The organism is Celeribacter persicus, from assembly GCF_003050785.1.
Taxonomy (GTDB): domain Bacteria; phylum Pseudomonadota; class Alphaproteobacteria; order Rhodobacterales; family Rhodobacteraceae; genus Celeribacter; species Celeribacter persicus.
Map to the genome: position 1 here is coordinate 146,106 of NZ_QAOH01000008.1, position 19,242 is coordinate 165,347.

At 62.0% G+C, this 19,242-nt stretch carries 16 protein-coding genes; 15 read left to right on the top strand and 1 reads right to left on the bottom strand.

The window, feature by feature from the left end; genetic code table 11:
* Positions 1-112: 112 nt before the first annotated feature.
* The 15 genes from ftsW to recN all read left to right on the top strand — a co-directional run bounded on the left by ftsW (position 113) and on the right by recN (position 17,677).
* On the top strand, positions 113-1,282 hold the full coding sequence (gene ftsW, locus C8N42_RS12195) for a putative lipid II flippase FtsW (protein WP_107816847.1): 1,170 nt from the start codon (positions 113-115) through the stop codon (positions 1,280-1,282).
* Between the two features lie 36 nt (positions 1,283-1,318).
* Entirely contained in the window at positions 1,319-2,419 is a 1,101-nt protein-coding gene (gene murG / locus C8N42_RS12200) for an undecaprenyldiphospho-muramoylpentapeptide beta-N-acetylglucosaminyltransferase (protein ID WP_107816848.1), read from the top strand.
* A gap of 40 nt (positions 2,420-2,459) precedes the next feature.
* On the top strand, positions 2,460-3,863 hold the full coding sequence (murC, locus tag C8N42_RS12205) for a UDP-N-acetylmuramate--L-alanine ligase (protein WP_107816849.1): 1,404 nt from the start codon (positions 2,460-2,462) through the stop codon (positions 3,861-3,863).
* Positions 3,864-3,962: 99 nt separating this feature from the next.
* Complete coding sequence (locus C8N42_RS12210; RefSeq protein WP_107816850.1) at positions 3,963-5,150, top strand: APC family permease; 1,188 nt, start codon at positions 3,963-3,965, stop codon at positions 5,148-5,150.
* Positions 5,147-5,398, top strand: a complete 252-nt coding sequence (locus C8N42_RS12215; RefSeq protein WP_245890092.1) for a DUF2484 family protein — start codon at positions 5,147-5,149, stop codon at positions 5,396-5,398. Before C8N42_RS12210 ends, C8N42_RS12215 begins: the two co-directional genes overlap by 4 nt.
* A 12-nt stretch (positions 5,399-5,410) precedes the next feature.
* A complete protein-coding gene (locus tag C8N42_RS12220; RefSeq protein ID WP_107816851.1) occupies positions 5,411-5,671 on the top strand; it encodes a DUF2484 family protein in 261 nt (86 codons plus the stop codon).
* Between the two features lie 76 nt (positions 5,672-5,747).
* The gene (locus C8N42_RS12225; protein WP_146168271.1) at positions 5,748-7,385 is read left to right on the top strand and encodes a hypothetical protein; all 1,638 of its coding nucleotides are present in this window, start codon (positions 5,748-5,750) and stop codon (positions 7,383-7,385) included.
* 62 nt (positions 7,386-7,447) lie between these two features.
* A complete protein-coding gene (gene murB, locus C8N42_RS12230; protein ID WP_107816853.1) occupies positions 7,448-8,419 on the top strand; it encodes a UDP-N-acetylmuramate dehydrogenase in 972 nt (323 codons plus the stop codon).
* 102 nt (positions 8,420-8,521) lie between these two features.
* Positions 8,522-9,433 carry a D-alanine--D-alanine ligase gene (locus C8N42_RS12235; RefSeq protein ID WP_211309185.1) on the top strand — a complete coding sequence of 304 codons (912 nt, stop codon included), beginning with the start codon at positions 8,522-8,524 and terminating at the stop codon, positions 9,431-9,433.
* Positions 9,421-10,401: a cell division protein FtsQ/DivIB gene (locus tag C8N42_RS12240; RefSeq protein ID WP_107816854.1), complete on the top strand. Its 981-nt coding sequence runs from the start codon at positions 9,421-9,423 to the stop codon at positions 10,399-10,401. Before C8N42_RS12235 ends, C8N42_RS12240 begins: the two co-directional genes overlap by 13 nt.
* Positions 10,398-11,729, top strand: coding sequence for a cell division protein FtsA (gene ftsA / locus C8N42_RS12245; protein WP_107816855.1), 1,332 nt, complete (start codon positions 10,398-10,400; stop codon positions 11,727-11,729). Before C8N42_RS12240 ends, ftsA begins: the two co-directional genes overlap by 4 nt.
* Before the next feature lie 399 nt (positions 11,730-12,128).
* A complete protein-coding gene (ftsZ, locus tag C8N42_RS12250; protein WP_107816856.1) occupies positions 12,129-13,754 on the top strand; it encodes a cell division protein FtsZ in 1,626 nt (541 codons plus the stop codon).
* A 298-nt stretch (positions 13,755-14,052) separates the two neighbouring features.
* Positions 14,053-14,991, top strand: a complete 939-nt coding sequence (lpxC, locus tag C8N42_RS12255; protein ID WP_107816857.1) for a UDP-3-O-acyl-N-acetylglucosamine deacetylase — start codon at positions 14,053-14,055, stop codon at positions 14,989-14,991.
* Positions 14,992-15,174: 183 nt separating this feature from the next.
* Positions 15,175-16,011 (top strand): outer membrane protein assembly factor BamD, encoded by an 837-nt coding sequence (locus tag C8N42_RS12260; protein WP_107816858.1) that lies wholly within the window; start codon positions 15,175-15,177, stop codon positions 16,009-16,011.
* 13 nt (positions 16,012-16,024) lie between these two features.
* The gene (gene recN / locus C8N42_RS12265) at positions 16,025-17,677 is read left to right on the top strand and encodes a DNA repair protein RecN (RefSeq protein ID WP_107816859.1); all 1,653 of its coding nucleotides are present in this window, start codon (positions 16,025-16,027) and stop codon (positions 17,675-17,677) included.
* Between the two features lie 148 nt (positions 17,678-17,825).
* Here the strand turns inward: recN and C8N42_RS12270 are convergent, their stop codons facing one another.
* Entirely contained in the window at positions 17,826-19,193 is a 1,368-nt protein-coding gene (locus tag C8N42_RS12270) for an FAD-binding oxidoreductase (protein ID WP_107816860.1), read from the bottom strand.
* Positions 19,194-19,242: the final 49 nt, after the last annotated feature.

Below are 19,242 nucleotides of genomic sequence, written 5' to 3' on the forward strand. Positions count from 1 at the left end.
GCGTCGTGTGGGGATGGGAGGCGCAATCTGTAGTGGCGCGCGGGTGCGAATGCCGCTATCCTGATCGCTATAGACCCGGAAAATCGGGCATGAGGCAGATGTAGGCGGTATCATGACAGAGATGGTGTATGGCTCGGCGCCGATGCGCGTGGGAGAGCCGATCCTGCCGCGTTGGTGGCGGACAATCGACAAATGGACGCTGTCCTGCGTCTTCATCCTCTTCGGCATCGGGCTTTTGCTCGGGCTGGCGGCCTCGCCGCCTCTGGCCGAAAAGAACCACTTCACCGATATGTTCCACTACGTCAAGCGTCAGGCGTTTTTCGGCGGTGTCGGTCTCGTCGTCATGATGGGCATCACCATGATGGACCCCGCCCGCGTGCGCCGGATCGCCGTGGTCGGTTTCGCCATCGCCATGGTATCGCTTCTGTTCCTGCCGTTCTTCGGCACGGATTTCGGCAAGGGTGCGACGCGGTGGTTCTCGCTGGGCTTCGCTTCGGTGCAGCCGTCGGAATTCCTCAAACCCGCTTTCGTCATCACCGCCGCCTGGATGATGGCCGCCGCCCATGAGATCGGCGGACCTCCGGGGCGGCTTTACTCCTTCCTCCTGGCGTCGCTGATCGTCATCCTGCTGGCTCTGCAACCGGATTTCGGGCAGGCCTCGCTCATCCTCTTCGCCTGGGGTGTGATGTATTTCGTCTCCGGCGCGCCGCTCACACTTCTGATGGGCATTGCGGGTCTGGTCGTGGCGGGCGGCACCTTCGCCTATCACAACTCGGAACACTTCGCGCGTCGCATCGACGGGTTCCTCGATCCGACGATAGACCCGACAACCCAGATCGGTTATGCCACCAACGCCATTCGCGAGGGCGGAATTTTCGGCGTGGGCGTGGGCGAGGGCACGGTGAAATGGTCGCTGCCGGATGCGCATACCGATTTCATCATCGCGGTTGCGGCCGAGGAATACGGGCTCATTCTGGTCGGCATCATCATCGCGCTTTACGCCACGATCACCGTGCGATCCCTGTGGCGGCTGCTGCGGGAACGCGATCCGTTCATCCGGCTGGCGGGCACTGGACTTGCCTGCGCCTTCGGCATTCAGGCCTTCATCAACATGGGCGTCGCGGTGCGGCTTTTGCCCGCCAAGGGAATGACGCTTCCTTTCGTGTCCTACGGTGGCTCGTCCGTGATCGCATCGGGTATTGCGCTTGGCGCGCTTCTGGCCTTTACCCGCACCCGCCCGCAGGGCGAAATCGGCGACATCCTGATCCGGCGCGGGCGTTGAGCGCCAGCGCAACTTTGAAAACAACAAGAGACTGACATGACCCAACAAGCCCCCCTTCTCGTCATCGCCGCCGGCGGTACCGGCGGGCATATGTTCCCGGCACAGTCGCTGGCCGAAGTGATGCTGGCGCGGGGCTGGCGGGTGAAACTATCGACCGATGCACGCGGTGCGCGCTATACCGGCGCTTTCCCGAAAGCGGTCGAGATCGACACCGTGCCGTCGGCCACCTTCGCGCGCGGCGGGATTGCGGCCAAGGCGCTCGTGCCGTTTCGCATCGCGGGTGGGGTGTTCTCGGCGCTCACCAAATTCGCCTCCGACAAGCCTGCCGTTGTGGTGGGATTCGGCGGCTATCCGGCGATTCCGGCGGTGGCGGCGGCGACACTTCTGAAATTGCCCCGGATGATCCACGAACAGAACGGCGTTCTGGGGCGGGTCAATCAGGTCTTTGCCAAGCGCGTGAACAAGGTGGCTTGCGGCACATGGCCCACGGAGCTTCCTGAGGGGGTCGAGGGCATTTACACAGGCAATCCGGTGCGCGCGGCGATCCTTGAAAAACATGGCGCGCCCTATATTCCGCCCGGAGATTACCCGATGGAAATCCTTGTGATGGGCGGCTCGCAAGGTGCACGCATCCTCTCCGATGTGGTGCCGGAGGCCATTGCCCGCCTGCCGGAACACATGCTGAGAAATCTCAGGATCAGCCAGCAGGCCCGTGCCGAAGATCTCGACCGGGTTGTCGAATTTTACCATGCGCATGGCATTCAGGCCGATGTGCAGACCTTTATCCATGATGTGCCGAAGCGGATGAGCGAGAGCCAGCTGGTGATCTCGCGCTCGGGCGCCTCGACCGTGGCCGATGTGTCGGTGATCGGGCGGCCTTCGATCTGGGTGCCTCTGGCGGCGGCGATCCGGGATGAGCAGACCGCCAACGCGCGCGGCCTCGTGGATGCGAATGCGGCAATCATGATCCCCGAAAGTCAACTGACCCCCGACAGCCTTGCCGAGCAGATCCACAACGTGCTGGCTCACCCGGAAGGTGCGACGATGATGGCCCATGCGGCGCTTTCGGTCTCCAAACCGATGGCGGCAGAAGAACTGGCGGCTCTGGTCGAAGAGCTGGCTTTTCGCAAACAATAACGACAGCCCCCGAGGGCGACAGACGAGTGAGACGAAAAAGATGAACGCTTCCGTGACCAAACTCCCCACCGAGATGGGCCCGATCCACTTTGTCGGCATCGGCGGCATCGGTATGTCGGGCATTGCCGAGGTGCTTTTGAACCATGGCTACCGGGTGCAGGGATCTGATCTCAAGGCGTCGAAAATCACGGATCGCCTCAAGGAGCTGGGTGCAGTGATCTACGAGGGGCAGCGGGCGGAAAATCTCGACAACGCGGAGGTCGTGGTGATTTCCAGCGCGATCAAACCGGGCAACCCGGAGCTTGATGCCGCCCGCGCCAAGGGTCTTCCGGTGGTGCGCCGCGCCGAGATGCTCGCGGAACTCATGCGTCTCAAGTCGAATGTCGCCGTGGCAGGCACCCACGGCAAGACCACGACCACCACGCTGGTTGCGGAGCTTCTGGTCGCGGGCGGTATCGACCCGACGGTGATCAACGGCGGTATCATTCACGCCTACGGCTCGAACGCCCGGATGGGGCAGGGCGACTGGATGGTGGTGGAGGCTGACGAGTCCGACGGCACGTTCAACCGTCTGCCTGCGACCATTGCCATCGTCACGAACATCGACCCGGAGCATATGGAGCACTGGGGTACGATCGAGAACCTGCGTCAGGGCTTCTACGATTTCGTCTCAGGCATCCCCTTTTACGGCCTCGCGGTCTGCTGCACCGACCACCCGGAGGTGCAGAGCCTTGTCGGCAAGATCACCGACCGCCGCGTTGTCACCTATGGCTTCAACGCCCAAGCCGATGTGCGCGCCGTCAACCTGACCTACAAGAAGGGTGTGGCGCATTTCGACATCGTTCTCGCCGCCGACGAGATGGTGATCGAGGGTTGTACGCTCCCGATGCCGGGCGATCACAACGTCTCCAACGCTCTGGCCGCCGTCGCCGTGGCGCGGCATCTCGGCATGAAGGCCGAAGAGATCAAACAGGCGCTGGCAAACTTTGGCGGTGTGAACCGTCGGTTCACCCGCGTGGGCGAGGTGAACGGGGTCACCATCATCGACGATTACGGCCACCACCCGGTGGAGATCGCCGCCGTCCTGAAAGCTGCACGTCAGGCTTGTGACGGGCGCGTCATCGCGGTGCATCAGCCGCACCGCTATTCGCGTCTGCATAGCCTGTTCGACGATTTTTGCACCTGTTTCAACGAGGCCGATGTCGTGGGCATCGCCGAGGTCTATGCCGCCGGCGAAGATCCGATCCCCGGCGCGTCGCGTGACGATCTGGTGGCCGGTCTGATCCGCCACGGCCATCGCCACGCCCGCGCCGTGACCTGCGAGGACGATCTCGAACGGCTGGTGCGCGAGCAGACCCGACCGGGCGATATGGTCGTCTGTCTCGGGGCCGGAACAATCTCCGCCTGGGCGCATAACCTGCCGGAGCGGCTGTCGAAATCCTGAACCTGCGGTTCTTCGCAGCTATTTGATCGGGCGCATTGGCCGAAGCGGACCGTGTCGCTAAAGTCGTTTCGACATGTTTCTGGCTGCGGGAGGAGACCCATGTCCGATCATCTCAAACGCCGCATCGGTCCCGGATTGCTCACCGCTTACGGTGTCGGCGTCATGGTCGGTGCGGGGATTTATGTTCTGGTGGGAACGGTCGCCGCCGAGGCCGGGCTTTACGCGCCCGTGGCTTTTCTTCTGGCCGGTCTGATCGCCGCACCTTCCGCACTGTCCTATGCCGAGCTTTCGACCCGCATCCCGGAGGCCGCAGGCGAGGCCGCCTATGTCGAGGCGGGCACCGGATCGCGCGTGCTCGGCGTACTCGTCGGGCTCGCCATCGTCGCGGGGGGCACCGTGTCGGCGGCGGCGGTGTTGCGCGGCGGTGCAGGCTATCTCACGAGTTTCGTTGATGTTCCTTTCAACGCGGCGATTGTGGGGCTGGGCCTCGCGCTGATCGCAATCGCCCTCATCGGTGTATTGGAAAGCCTTGCCGTGGCCGCTTTGTTCACCGTCATCGAGGTCGGCGGGTTGGCGATGGTGATCTGGGCCGGCTGGCACGCGCCGGTGTCGCCCGATTTCATCACGCCCGCCGCGCCCTATTTTCCGGGGATCGGCGTGGCCGCGACGTTGGCGTTTTTCGCCTTCATCGGGTTTGAGGACATCGTCAACATGGCCGAGGAGGTCAAGCGCCCCGAACGCACGCTGCCCATAGCCATCATCGCCTCCCTGATCATCACCACCTTGCTCTATGCCGGGGTCACGATCACCGCCGTGCGCGCTGTGCCGCTCGAAAATCTCGGCGGTTCCGAGCGCCCGCTGGCGCTGGTCTATGAGGCCGGGGGTGGAAAAGGGATCGTGCTGTCCGCCATCGCCGCCACTGCCGCGCTCAATGGCGTTCTGGCGCAGATGGTCATGGCCGCCCGCGTGCTCTTCGGTCTGGGCAAGCGGGGCGGGGCGCTTGGGGTCTTTCATCATGCCCATCCGCGGTTCGGCACGCCGGTTTTCGCCACGCTGCTGATCGGTGCGCTGGTGTTGATCGCGGCGCTCAGCCTGCCGGTTTCCGATCTGGCGGGGGTGACCTCGACCATCCTGCTCGTGGTCTTCACCTTGGTGAACGGGGCGCTCATTCTCCTGAAACGCCGCAGCCCGAAAGCGCCCTTCCGCGTGGCCAACTGGGTGCCGGTCGTCGGTTTGATCTTTGCCGTACTTGCGCTTCTGGCCTTTGTCTTGGGCGGGCTGTCGTGAGTCTCTTGCAGGAACCGCTGGTCGCGCTCGCAATCTGGGCGCTTGCCACCATGGCCCTCGCTCCGTTACCCTTGCGCCACCAGATTCTTCCGGGTCTCGCACTTTTGCTCGTGCTGCCCGTGCTGTTGATCTGGACCGGTCGTGTCCATGGATACCTGCCGGTTGTAATTGGTTTAGCTGCTGCCGTGTCTTTGTTTCGAAAGCCGCTCAAGGTGCTGTGGAAGCGTCTTGTGCGGCGGATCAGATAGGAAGAAGGCCGCATGACCCTGTCCCTCACCCTTGCCTGTTTCTGGGCGGTGCTTGCCAATGTGATCGCGATGTTCCCGTCGCGTCGCAACCATTGGCCCGCAGCCTATGGGCTGATCGCTCTGGGGGTTCCCCTGCTGGGTTATGTCACCTATGAGAACGGTCCATGGATCGGCCTCGTCGTCTTCGCGGCGGGTGTGTCGATCCTGCGCTGGCCCGTGGTGTATCTGGGCCGGTGGGTGAGACGGACAATGGCGAAGGACCCTGCGGAATAGGGCAAATCCCCTGTTCCGGTTTGCGCCGAAAGCCCTTAGCATTGCGAGAGATTGATGCGATTGGGGCGGGCCGGGTTTGGATATTTCTGAGATTAAGGACAGAAAGTCGCTTGAGGCGTGGTTGCAGGGGCGAAACCGGGAGGATGCGATTGCGATTGCTGCACGGGCTGCACTGCGGGTGTTGCCGGTTTTTTGGGTTTGGAGCTTATCTGATCTGGCGCGACCAAGTAATATTGCCTTGCCGGTTTTGCGATCTGCATTGACCTCTGCGGTTGTTGCAGTGTCTCCAACCCCGCAGATAAGAAATGTAACCACAAAAATCCTTGATGTTGTTCGAGACGAGTATAGGGCCCTGAGCGTCGACGCTCCACGCCCGACCCGAGGGACCGCCGCTGCCATTGATGCCGGTGGTGCTGTCTTCACAGTCCTCATTGCCGCGGATAGCCATAGCGGAGGCATCGAATATCCGCGTCGGGGTGTTTCTGCTGTCGGCTCTGCAGCTTCCGCTGCTGCTATAATTGCGGCTGATGCTGAGGATTTGTTCTGGGCGGGCGAGCGGAGAGATTGTCTGGTTCTGGAAGCGAGGGATGATGTTTTCGCCTCTCCGCTGTGGGATGATGAAAATCCATTTTTACAGATGTGGGAGGATGTGCAGGCGCAGGTGGCGCAGGTAGGTCGTGACGCGAGTATGTGGCTCTTCTGGCTCGACTGGTATGCCGCCATGCTCGACCCCATCTCCAATCCGCCCGATTGGGCACTCTACGAGCAGGTCGCCCTGATAGAAGATGAAATCTGGAAAGACGGCCCGGAAGCTATTGCCAAACGGATTGCGGAGATCGAGGCTGCACGACAACCCAAGGCCAATCCGGCAGAGCGGCTTGCGGCTCAAAGGCTCTTACATGCGGCACTGAGTGATTTCTCTTTCGATCAGGCCGCCCGGTTGATGCGCATGGTGCCTTTCGCGGAGGATGTGAAGTTCATTCGCGATCCTGAGAAATTGGCACGCTATCTCGGCGACGCCGAAGAGCTGCGCGACGATATCGAGACGTTCAGCGCGGCGCTCAAGGCCGAAGGCGCCGCGATGCAGGGGGCGGGCTATGTCGCGACCTATCTCGACCGGCTGCTCGAAGAGTTCTCCAAAACCCGCCAGACCGAGGCGTTGAATGTCGGCAAAATCGTCAAACTGGGCAAAACGCTTGATGCGGCGCGATTGGATGAGGTCACATGTCGTGAATTTGGCACGATGCGGATGGGGGCTTTGGCGGAGATCGTCGACCAGCTGAGCGACATGACCCGTCAACATTTCAGTGAGACCCTGCTGCGTTTTGCGCCTCTCGAAGAATTAGAGCTTGAGGCGGAGACGAGCGCTTGGGAATATCTTAATGAAATGCGCCAAGCGCTTGAGGGGTTTAAGGTTGGGCAGGGTGGAATTCCACTGCACGAGGGAGATCTGGCTGTGCTGCGCGATCTTGCCGATGATGCGGAGCGTGCGATGCGTGGGTTGGACAGTGCGTCCGGTCCGGCGAAGTCCTCCTTCCTCAAAGAGGTCAACTATCGTCTGGCCTTGTTGACGGTCACCGTGGCACTCGGCAAAACGCGCGTGAAAGAGATCACAGGGCCAGCGTTCAAAGGCGTTGACGAAATCCTGAAGGGGATGAAGAGGGCAAAAGGTTTGTCGGAACTTTGGGAGTTGCTACAAAAAATCTGGGAGTAACGACCTTCCCCCCATCCCCCAATCTGCTATGACGTTCTAAACCCGACCCAAAAGAGCCACACATGACCCAGACCTATCCCACCCCCCGTGGCAAGCTGACCGAGAACCGGGTGCTTTCCGATCTCACGTGGCTGCGTGTGGGCGGGCCGGCGGATGCGTTGTTTCAGCCCGCTGATCTTGCGGATTTGCAGGGGTTTCTGGCCGCTTTAGACCCGTCCGTTGCGGTGTTTCCCATGGGGGTTGGCTCGAACCTCATTGTGCGGGACGGCGGTATTCGTGCCGTGGTGATCCGCATGGGGCGGGGATTCAATCACATCAATATCTACGGAAACCGGGTGACGGCGGGTGTGGCCGCGTTGGATGCCCATGTGGCGCGCAAGGCGGCAGAGGCGGGGCTCGATCTGACCTTCCTGCGCACCATTCCCGGCGCCATCGGCGGTGCGGTGCGGATGAATGCGGGGTGCTACGGCTCATATGTGGCCGATCATTTCGTCTCGGCCAGAGCGGTGACGCGGGAAGGGGCGCTTGTGACGCTCACCGCTGACGATTTGAATTTCCAATACCGGCAGACCGATCTGCCCGAGGGCTGGGTGATCGTCGAGGCGACGTTTGAAGCTGAAAGTGCCGATCCGGAGGTGCTTGCCGCGCGGATGGAAGAGCAGCTTGCCAAGCGTGACGCCACCCAGCCGGTGAAGGAGCGCTCTGCGGGGTCCACTTTCCGCAACCCGGCAGGTTTCAGCTCAACGGGCAAGGCCGATGACGTGCATGATCTCAAGGCCTGGAAGGTGATCGACGACGCGGGGCTTCGGGGCTTTTCCATCGGCGGCGCGCAGATGAGCGAGAAGCATTCGAACTTCATGATCAACACGGGTGAGGCTTCTGCGCACGATCTCGAACTTTTGGGCGAGACGGTGCGAAAAAAGGTATTTCAAAACGCGGGTCTCACGTTACAATGGGAAATCAAACGCATCGGTGAATTTTCCGGGGAACCGATCCCGGACGGTCTTGCCGAAGCGCAAAAATCCGGCGCATAAGTGCCATAAGCGTTCGGAGCAGGACGCAAAGACAGACCCCGAAACGGGGCGTTTTCCAAGGGTCGCGAGAAGACGGTCCTGAACATATTGAGGCGAGTGGACATGTCGAGCAGGCAGTCCCCGAAAGTGGCCGTGATCAAAGGCGGGCCTTCGTCAGAGCGCGAAGTGTCCTTGTCTTCAGGGCGTGAATGCGCCGAGGCGCTTCGGGGTGAAGGATTTGAAGTGATCGAGATCGACGCGGGCGAGGACCTTTGCGCCCGACTGGCCGCGTGTCAGCCCGATGTCGTGTTCAACGCGCTCCATGGTCGTTTCGGTGAAGACGGCTGTGTGCAGGGGTTGCTCGAATGGATGCGCATTCCCTATACGCATTCCGGCGTTCTTGCCTCCGCTCTCGCCATGGACAAGGAAAAGACCAAGGAAGTCTACCGTGCTGCGGGCCTTCCCATCGTGCCGTCGCTTTTGGCTTCCCGCTTCGAGGTTGAGGCCGGGCACGTGATGGAACCACCCTATGTGGTAAAGCCCTATAACGAGGGTTCCTCCGTCGGTGTCTATATCGTGCGTGAAGGTTCCAACGCGCCGCGCCTGTCGCAGGAAATGCCCCCCGTCGTCATGGTCGAGAAATATGCGCCGGGGCGTGAGCTGACCTGCTCCGTGATGGGCGACAAGGCGCTCTGCGTCACCGATATTCTCACCGATGGCTGGTACGACTACGACGCCAAGTACAAGGCGGGCGGTTCGCGCCATGTCTGTCCGGCCGACATTCCCGCCGAGATCACCGCCGCCTGTCAGGACTATGCTCTGCGCGCCCATAAGGCGCTCGGTTGCCGGGGTGTGTCGCGCACCGATTTCCGTTGGGACGAGGCGAAAGGCCTCGATGGTCTCGTGCTTCTGGAAACCAACACACAGCCGGGTATGACGCCCACCTCTCTGTCGCCCGAACAGGCGCAGAAGAGCGGCATCAGTTTTGGCCGGTTCTGCGCCTGGATGGTGGAGGATGCCTCATGCGACCGGTAGACCCCATCGACTTCGCCAAGGGCCCAACCGCAGGCGGCTCCGCCCGCGTGTCCGAGGCCGTGGCCCGGGCGATCCGTGCCCGCCGGGGCGATGACAGCGTACCTCAGCGTCCGCGTGATCCGGCACCTTCGCGCACGGCTTACCGGATGAACCGCCTTTGGCTCACGCCGTCTTTCCGTTTCTTTCTGCGTCGCATTGCGCCGCTGGCTGCGGTGGCGGCCTGTGTCGGGCTGTGGTTTGCTTCCGAGGAGCATCGCACCGCCTTCACCGATCAGATCGTTCTGATGAAAAGCGAGATTCAGAACCGCCCCGAGTTCATGGTGAAACTCATGGCGATCGACGGGGCGTCTGAGGCGCTCGCCGAGGATATTCGCGAGATCGTTGCGATGGATTTCCCGATTTCCTCCTTCGATCTCGATCTGCCCGGTATGCTCGAACAGGTTGAAGACCTCGATGCCGTGGCCTCCGCCGGGCTGCATGTGCGCGCCGGCGGGATTTTGCAGATTGACATCACCGAGCGCACCCCCGCTGTGATCTGGCGCTCGGATGCCGGGCTTGAAATGCTCGACGCCGAGGGGCACCGGGTGGCTGCGTTGCCGCACCGGGGCGACCGTCCCGACCTGCCGCTGATTGCGGGTGAGGGGGCGGAACGTGAGGTGGTCGAGGCGCTGGCGATCCTCAAGGCCGCAGGTCCCCTCCTGCCACGGATGCGTGGGCTTGTGCGCGTGGGCGAGCGGCGCTGGAACGTCGTTCTGGACCGCGATCAGGTGATCATGCTGCCGGAAGAGAAACCGCTTGGTGCGCTGGCGCAGGTGGTGGCGCTGGATCAGGCCAAGGACCTTTTGGGGCGCGATGTGGCGATTGTCGACATGCGCCGCCCGACCCGACCGACAGTGCGACTGACCGAGGCTGCTCAGGACGAACTCAAACGCCTTCGTGGCGTCGAACTTGGAGTGTCTTACAGATGACCGATTTGTACGAGGCCCAGCGGGCCATGCGGAACATGCGCAAGGCCGCTCTGCAACGTGGTGTGATCGCCATTCTCGATGTCGGCACCTCCAAGATCGCCTGTCTGGTGCTGCGCTTCGATGGGGAGCGGTTCATGGGCGGCGACGGGGTTGGCGCGCTGGCGGGGCAGTCCTCCTTCCGGGTGATCGGGGCGGCGACCACGCGCTCGCGCGGGGTGCGCTTCGGCGAGATCGAGTCGATGCCGGAAACCGAACGCGCCATCCGCACCGCCGTGCAGGCGGCGCAGAAAATGGCCCAGACCCGTGTCGATCACGTCATCGCCTGTTTCTCGGGTGGCAATCCGCGCTCCTATGGCATCGCCGGGCAAGTGGATGTCGAATATGAGACCGTCTCGGAACAGGACGTGGCCCGCGTGCTGGCCGCCTCCGATGTGCCCGATTACGGCACACATCGCGAAGTGCTGCACGCCCAGCCGGTGAATTTCCAGCTCGATCACCGCTCCGGCCTCAAGGACCCGCGCGGTCAGATCGGCCAGACGCTGGCCGTCGACATGCATATGCTGACGGTGGATACGGCGACGATCCAGAACCTTCTCTATTGCATCAAGCGCTGCGATCTCGAAGTGGCGGGTCTCGCCTCCGGGGCTTATGTCTCCGGCATTTCCGCCCTTGTCGAGGATGAGCAGGAACTGGGGGCGGCCTGTGTCGATCTCGGCGGCGGGGCGACCGATGTGTCGATCTTCATGAAGAAACACATGATCTATGCCGATAGCGTGCGCATGGGTGGCGAGCATGTGACCTCCGACATCGCCATGGGGCTGCAAATTCCCTTCGCCACCGCCGAGCGGATCAAGACCTTCTACGGCGGGCTGGTCGCCACCGGCATGGATGATCGCGAAATGATCGAAGTGGGTGGCGAAAGCGGCGACTGGGAGAAAGACCGTCGCACCGTGTCGCGTGCCGAGCTGATCGGCATCATCCGGCCGCGTGTCGAGGAAATCCTCGAAGGCGTGCGCGAATGTCTCGATGCGGCGGGGTTCGAACATATGCCAAGCCAGCAGATCGTGCTCACGGGGGGCGGCTCGCAAATTCCGGGTCTCGATACGTTGGCGCCGAAAATCCTCGGCCAGAACGTGCGCATCGGACGGCCTTTGCGGGTTCAGGGCCTGCCGCAGGCGGCGACCGGCGCGGCCTTTGCCTCCGCCGTGGGGCTTTGCCTTTTCGCGGCCAATCCGCAGGATGAATGGTGGGATTTCGAAATTCCGGCGGAACGCTATCCGGCGCGCTCGCTCAAACGTGCGATGCGGTGGTTCAAGGACAACTGGTAAGCGATTGCGAAGCGACGCGGGGCTGTGGTAAAGTCTCCGCATAAAGGGCAAAGGCCCCCGCGCGCCGCGTGAGACAGATAAGGATGGCCGAGCAGGGCCCAGACAAGATGAATGATTTGCGGAGCCGGTAAGCTCCGGGCGGGTGTGCCTCTGCGCTCGCCCTTGGGTTCTGTCGGCTTCTTTCCCCTAAATCTGCCGGTTTGCGCAAAATCCCGCCGAAAATAGTGGGCTGTTGCCCCATATTTTGTGGCAAGTTCGTGTTTTTGGGATGACGGGCCGCATGAAAACCCATAGGATTTATCGTGAATAGGTAAATTTTGCTCCGATTCAGGGGCGGGGACAGTCGGGGAAGAGCGCAGAAGGCGCGATGACCCTGAGCAAAGAACACAGGCGGTACTCATGGCTTTGAATCTGACGATGCCCGAGCGGGACGAGTTGAAACCGAAAATCACGGTATTTGGTGTCGGTGGGGCCGGCGGCAACGCGGTCAACAACATGATCGAGAAACAGCTCGAAGGTGTCGACTTCGTCGTGGCGAACACCGACGCCCAGGCGCTGCAACATGCCAAGGCACAACACCGCATCCAGATGGGGGTGAAAGTGACCGAGGGTCTGGGCGCGGGGGCGCGTCCTTCCGTCGGCGCTGCGGCAGCCGAAGAGAGCATCGAACAGATCGTCGATCATCTGGCTGGCGCGCATATGTGCTTCATTACCGCCGGTATGGGCGGCGGCACCGGCACGGGCGCGGCCCCGATCATTGCGCAAGCCGCGCGTGAGCTGGGCGTTCTGACCGTCGGTGTCGTGACCAAACCCTTCCAGTTCGAAGGGGCGAAGCGCATGCGCCAGGCCGATGAGGGCGTCGAGCAGCTTCAGAAGATGGTCGACACGCTAATCGTGATCCCGAACCAGAACCTGTTCCGCCTCGCCAACGAGAAAACCACCTTCACCGAAGCCTTCTCCATGGCCGATGACGTGCTCTATCAGGGCGTCAAAGGTATCTCCGATCTGATGGTCCGTCCGGGCCTCATCAACCTCGACTTTGCCGACGTGCGTTCCGTGATGGACGAGATGGGCAAGGCGATGATGGGTACAGGCGACGCGACCGGCGAAGACCGTGCCATTCAGGCCGCCGAGAAGGCAATCGCCAACCCGCTTCTGGACGAAATTTCGCTCAAGGGTGCGAAAGGCGTGCTGATCAACATCACCGGTGGCTACGACCTGACCTTGTTCGAGCTTGACGAAGCGGCCAACCGTATCCGTGAAGAGGTCGATCCGGACGCCAATATCATCGTCGGTTCCACGCTTGACACCGACATGGATGGCGCGATGCGTGTGTCTGTCGTTGCCACGGGCATCGACGCCGCGCAGGTCATCGAGGACATGCCGGTGCCGCGCCGCCGTCTGGCCGAGCCGCTGCAAGCGCCGGAAGTGGTGGAAGAGAAAATGGAACAGGCCGCTCCGGCTGCCGTGGCAGCCGCCGCCGCTGTCGAGCACAGCGAACCGGCCCAACCGACCCTCGACGTGTTCGATCCGCAAGTGAGCCACCGTCGCGCCGAGGCTCAGGACGAATTCCGGGCACTCGACGACGATCTGCCGCCGCCGGTCTATCAGCCGCGCCCGCAGCCAGCGCCGCAGCCCGCGATGCATGAGCCGGAGGCCGAGAGCTTTGTTGCGCCGCGCGCGCCCGCGCCGGGGACGCCCTCTCCGGAGGCTCTGGCACGTCTGCAGGCCGCTGTGTCGAAACAACCCCGTGCCGACATGCGTCCGCAACAGCACCAGCCGACCCAGCAGCAGCCCACCGCAGAAGCCAAGGGTGGTCGCTTCGGGATCAATTCGCTGATCGGTCGCATGACCGGCCACAATGAGCAGGAGACCCGTCCGGCAGCGCCGCAACCGCAGGCCCGTTTCGCGGCCCAACCGCAGGTCCGCCCGCAGGTGCATCAGGCCTATGACGAGGATCAGGACCCGAACCCGGAACAGGAAAAGATCGAAATTCCGGCCTTCCTGCGCCGTCAGGCAAACTGACATAAACCTGTGATTGCGGGGCTGTGAGCTTTCGTTGCCGCGATCACATTCACGAAGATCACAAGACGAAAAAGGCCACCTTCGGGTGGTCTTTTTCTTTTGTTTCAAAGAGCTTGCCGCAATGCAGCGATGGGGTGCGCGGGTTTCTGCCTTTCTGGCAGTGGCCATGTTTCAATCGGTTACAAAGATTGAGTTGAGCTTGGGGAACCGCATTGGTTAGGTGCGGGTAAATCAAGCGCACAGGCGTAGTGAAACGCAAAATCCACTGCGCGTAAGACGGTAAAGAGATGTGAGGCCAATGGCGCAGAGCACAGTTGCAAAACGAATTCGCTTCGAGGGCGTGGGGCTCCACTCCGGCGCTCCCGTGCGCATGGATGTGATGCCCGCCCCCGCCAACAGTGGCATCTCCTTCCTGCGCTCCGACATCAAAGCGGATGCCAACGATGCCCGCGATGCGCTGATCCCGGCACGCTGGGATGCGGTCGTGCCCTCGCAGCTTTGTACCCTGATCCGCAATGACGACGGGGTGGAGCTTTCGACCATCGAACATATCATGGCGGCTCTGGCGGGCTGCGGTGTCAGCAATGCGGTGATCGCCGTCGATGGCCCGGAAGTCCCGATTCTCGATGGGTCCGCAGCACCTTTCGTCGATGCTATCCTCGCCACCGGTCTGCGCCGTCAGGACGGCCCGACCCGTGCGCTGAAAATTCTCAAGCCGGTCGAACTTGTCACGGATACGGCACGGGCACGGCTTGAGCCGTCCGATACGATGGAAATCGACTTTCACATCGACTTTGCCGACCCGGCGATCGGGGTGCAGAACAAGCATCTGGTGATGGCCAACGGTGCTTTCGTGCGTGAGCTGTCGAATTGCCGCACCTTCTGCCGCAAGGCGGATGTGGATTACATGCGCGAAAACGGGCTGGCTCTTGGTGGCACCTTCGAGAACGCCGTGGTGGTCGATGGCGACGAGATTCTGTCTCCGGGCGGTCTGCGTCACGACGATGAACCCGTGCGTCACAAGATGCTCGACGCTTTGGGCGATCTCTACCTTGCGGGCGCGCCGATCCTCGGGCGCTATGTGGGCGAGAAATCCGGCCATGCGGTGACCAACAAGCTCTTGCGCAAACTGTTCGACACGCCCGGCGCATGGGCCTTTGTGACTGTCGATACCGCGACGGCCGCGCGGCTTCCGGGGGCGGGTGTCAGCCCTGCCGATCTGGCAGTCTGCGCCTGATTGCGGCTGTGATGTTTGCGGTTTCCGTAGCGCGAAGCCATCGGAAACACGAGATACAAAGCACACTCTCCGTGCCGTGATGACTTTTCCGCCGTTAAGGCGTTTTGCACCGGATTTTTCTGTGCTAGGAGTGTGGGCACGACCCGGTGAAACGGGCGGTGAACGGTGAGGGTAGGGCCTTTCATGACGGCACGTAAAACAGGCAAACTGGCTTTAACGCTCGGACTTTCCACGGCTTTCCTGACGGCCTGTGGGGAGTATGCCCCGCGCGAAAACCTTGAAGGTTACCCGGCCAAGGACATCTACGAACGCGCGGAATACGAAATCACGCAAAAGGATTTCGACGATGCGGCCTTCTATTTCGGGGAGGTCGAGCGGCTTTATCCCTATTCCGACTGGGCCAAACGCGCCCTGATCATGCAGGCCTTTTCCTATCATCGCGATCGCGATTACGAGAACGCCCGTGTTTCCGCGCAGCGTTTCCTCGATTTCTACCCCGCGGATGAAGATGCGGCCTATGCGCAATATCTTCTGGCGTTGTCCTATTACGACCAGATCGACGATGTGGGCCGGGATCAGGGCCTGACCTTTCAGGCGCTACAGGCGCTGCGTGTGGTGATCGAGCGCTACCCGAACAGCGAATATGCACGTTCGGCGATTCTGAAATTCGATCTCGCCTTCGACCACCTTGCGGCGAAGGAGATGGAGATCGGGCGCTATTACCTCAAACACAAACACTACGTTGCGGCGGTCAATCGTTTCCGCGTGGTGGTGGAACAGTTCCAGACCACGCAGCACACGCCCGAGGCACTGCACCGGCTGGTGGAAAGCTACCTGTCGCTGGGGCTCACGGAAGAGGCACAGACCGCAGGCGCGATTCTGGGTCACAACTACCAGTCCACACCTTGGTATCAGGACAGCTACAAACTGCTGACCGGGCAGGGGCTGGAACCGAAAGTCTTCGAGAACAACTGGCTTGGCGCGATCTATCGTCAGATGATCCGCGGCGAATGGCTCTGAGGCTCAGATCCCGATGCTGAGAAGTCTCGATATCCGGGACATGCTGATCATCGACCGGCTGGAATTGGAGTTTCAGCCGGGCCTCAATGTTCTGACCGGAGAGACCGGCGCGGGGAAATCCATTCTTCTGGACAGTCTTGGCTTTGTCCTCGGTTGGCGCGGGCGTGCCGATCTGGTGCGCACGGGAGCGGCGCAGGGCGAGGTCACGGCAGTGTTCGATCTGCCGAAAGGCCATGACGCCGAGGAAGTGCTCGCCGAACTGGGGATCGAGCCGGAAGATGGCGAGTTGATCCTGCGCCGGGTGAACAGTTCCGACGGGCGCAAGACCGCTTGGGTCAACGACCGGCGGGTCTCCGGCGATGTGCTGCGACGGCTCTCGGATGTGTTGGTCGAGTTGCACGGGCAACATGACGACCGTGGCCTGTTGAATCCGCGCGGGCACCGGCTTTTGCTTGATGCCTTCGGTGGGCTGGAGCCGCTGCTGGAGACCTCCCGAAAGGCATGGAAAGCCCTGAGTGCGGCGCGTAAGGCGCTGACTGAGGCGGAGACCCGTCAGGCGGCTTTGAAATCCGAAGAGGACTTCCTGCGTCATGCGGTGAGCGAGCTGGATGCGCTGAACCCAGAACCCGGTGAAGAGGCCAAGCTTGACGCCGAGCGTCGCCTCATGCAATCGGCGGAAAAGATTGCGGCGGATGTGGCCAAGGCCCACCAAGCGATGTCCTACGATGGCGGCGAGGGCATGCTGACGGATGCGCTCAAATGGCTCGAAGGTGCGTCTGAGCGCGCCGAAGGGCGCTTGGATGCGGCGATTGACGCTTTGGGCAGGGCGCTCAACGAATTGGCAGAGGCGCAATCGGGCGTTGAAGATTGCATCGAGGCGCTGCAATTCAACCCGCATGAGCTTGAGATGGTCGAAGAACGGCTGTTCGCCATTCGCGGGCTGGCGCGCAAACACAATGTTCTTCCCGATGAGTTGGGGAATTTTGCCGAAGGGCTGCGTGAGAAACTCGCGGCGCTCGATGGTGGCGAGGGCGATCTCGTCAGGCTCGGTAAAGCGGTGCGCGAGGCGGAAAGCGCCTATGATGCGGCCACCTCCGAACTGACTGATGCGCGGCGGAAAGCGGCGCAGGAACTGGATGCGATGATGGGGCGTGAACTGGCTCCGCTCAAGATGGAGCGGGCGGTGTTTTCGACCGAGATCACGGAAGGCGATGCGGGACCGGAGGGGCGCGATGCCGTGGCCTTCACGGTGGCCACCAACCCCGGCGCGCCTGCCGGGCCGCTCAACAAGATCGCCTCTGGCGGCGAGTTGTCGCGCTTTTTGCTGGCGCTCAAAGTCTGTCTCACCCGTGATCAGACCGGGGTCACGATGATTTTCGACGAGATCGACCGAGGTGTCGGCGGCGCGACCGCCGATGCGGTGGGGCGTCGTCTCAAGGCGCTCTCGGAAGAGGGACAGGTGCTCGTGGTGACCCACAGCCCGCAGGTGGCTGCGCTTGGCGGGCATCACTGGCGCGTGGCGAAACGGGTAGAAGGCGGTATGACCCTGTCGGAGGTCACACCGCTCGATGCGGGCAAGCGGATCGACGAACTGGCGCGAATGCTGTCCGGTGACACGATCACGGAGGCTGCGCGGGAGGCCGCTCGCGCGCTTCTGGCGGGCTAAAGCCCTCTCGCAAAACGCTTTAGGCGCTTTCACGGAAGTTTAACGATGTATCACTAGGCTCTCGCGTATCCGAGTGATCTTGTTTCATGGAAAGGCGCGGAAGGGGAAAACCTTTTCCGCGCCAGTCTTGTCTTATGGGGCAGGGCCCTCAGGGCACGAGCTTGCCCGGGTTGAGAATATTCTTCGGGTCCATCGCCGCCTTGATCTGCCCCATCAGCCCCCAGGCCGCGCCGTGTTCCTCTGCCATGAGGCCTTTCTTGCCCATGCCTATGCCGTGCTCGCCGGTGATCGTGCCGCCAAGCGCGAGCGCGCGTTCGGCCATGCGATGGGCCAGCTCCTTGGCCAGTTTGATCTCCTCGGGATCGTTTGGGTCGACCAGAAGGATCGCATGGAAATTGCCGTCGCCGACATGGCCCAGAATCGGGCCGTCAATAGGCGAGGCGGCAATGTCGGCGGCGGTGTCCTCAACCGCCTGCGCCAGTTTCGAGATCGGCACGGAAATATCCGTCACCACCGCTTTCGCGCCTTTGCGCAGCGCCAGACAGGCCCAATAGGCATGGTGGCGCATGGTCCAGAGCGCGGTGCGATCCTCTGCCTTCGAGGCCCATTGGAAATCTGAACCGCCGAACTCATGGACGATTTCGCCGAACATTTCGACCTGCTCGGCCACACCGCTTTCCGAACCGTGGAACTCGACGAAAAGATGCGGTTTCAGAGGAAATTCGGCGCCGGAATACTTGTTCACCGCATCGACGCTTTCCGCGTCGAGAAATTCGATCCGGGCCATCGGCAGACCGATCTGGATGGTTGCGATCACCGCCTGCACCGCCGGGGTGATCTCGTCAAAGGAACAGACCGCCGCCGAGATCGCCTCCGGTTGACCATGAAGCCGCACGGTCATTTCCGTGATCAGCCCGAGCGTGCCCTCGGAGCCCACGAAAAGCGAGGTGAGATCATAGCCCGAGGCGGATTTGCGTGCCCGCGATCCGGTGTGGATGACCGTGCCATCGGCCAGCACCACTTCAAGCCCGATGACATTCTCCTTCATCGTGCCGTATTTCACCGCCGTGGTGCCTGAGGCCCGCGTCATCGCCATGCCGCCCAGAGACGCATTTGCCCCCGGATCGACCGGGAACATCAGCCCCGTGGTACGCAATTCCAGGTTCAGCGCTTCGCGGGTGATCCCCGGCTGCACCACCGCGTCCATATCGGCGTCGTTGATCCGGATCACCCGGTTCATCCGCGAGAAATCCACGCTCAGGCCCCCCTTGGCCGCAAGCGTCTGTCCTTCGAGCGAGGTGCCCGCGCCGAAGGCCGTGACCGGCACCTCATGGGCGTGACAGATATTCATCAGACGAGAGACCTCTTCGGTCGTCTCGGGATAGGCCACGACCTCCGGCGGGGTCAGCGGGAACCACGTTTCAGACAACCCGTGCTGGTTCAGTTCGGACTTGGATCGGGTGAGCCGACCCTCTAGAACGGTGGAAAGCTCGGCATATACGGTCTCGGAGATCATGGTCGACTCGCTGTCTGTTTGGGTCCGGCGACCATAAAGGAAGCCGCCG

Bases quoted from the DNA above. Each gene is read 5' to 3' on its own strand.
- ftsW (WP_107816847.1), top strand. From the start codon at position 113: ATGACAGAGATGGTGTATGGCTCGGCGCCGATGCGCGTGGGAGAGCCG.
- murG (WP_107816848.1), top strand. From the start codon at position 1,319: ATGACCCAACAAGCCCCCCTTCTCGTCATCGCCGCCGGCGGTACCGGC.
- murC (WP_107816849.1), top strand. From the start codon at position 2,460: ATGAACGCTTCCGTGACCAAACTCCCCACCGAGATGGGCCCGATCCAC.
- C8N42_RS12210 (WP_107816850.1), top strand. From the start codon at position 3,963: ATGTCCGATCATCTCAAACGCCGCATCGGTCCCGGATTGCTCACCGCT.
- C8N42_RS12220 (WP_107816851.1), top strand. From the start codon at position 5,411: ATGACCCTGTCCCTCACCCTTGCCTGTTTCTGGGCGGTGCTTGCCAAT.
- murB (WP_107816853.1), top strand. From the start codon at position 7,448: ATGACCCAGACCTATCCCACCCCCCGTGGCAAGCTGACCGAGAACCGG.
- C8N42_RS12235 (WP_211309185.1), top strand. From the start codon at position 8,522: ATGTCGAGCAGGCAGTCCCCGAAAGTGGCCGTGATCAAAGGCGGGCCT.
- C8N42_RS12240 (WP_107816854.1), top strand. From the start codon at position 9,421: ATGCGACCGGTAGACCCCATCGACTTCGCCAAGGGCCCAACCGCAGGC.
- ftsA (WP_107816855.1), top strand. From the start codon at position 10,398: ATGACCGATTTGTACGAGGCCCAGCGGGCCATGCGGAACATGCGCAAG.
- ftsZ (WP_107816856.1), top strand. From the start codon at position 12,129: ATGGCTTTGAATCTGACGATGCCCGAGCGGGACGAGTTGAAACCGAAA.
- lpxC (WP_107816857.1), top strand. From the start codon at position 14,053: ATGGCGCAGAGCACAGTTGCAAAACGAATTCGCTTCGAGGGCGTGGGG.
- C8N42_RS12260 (WP_107816858.1), top strand. From the start codon at position 15,175: ATGACGGCACGTAAAACAGGCAAACTGGCTTTAACGCTCGGACTTTCC.
- recN (WP_107816859.1), top strand. From the start codon at position 16,025: ATGCTGAGAAGTCTCGATATCCGGGACATGCTGATCATCGACCGGCTG.
- C8N42_RS12270 (WP_107816860.1), bottom strand. From the start codon at position 19,193: ATGATCTCCGAGACCGTATATGCCGAGCTTTCCACCGTTCTAGAGGGT.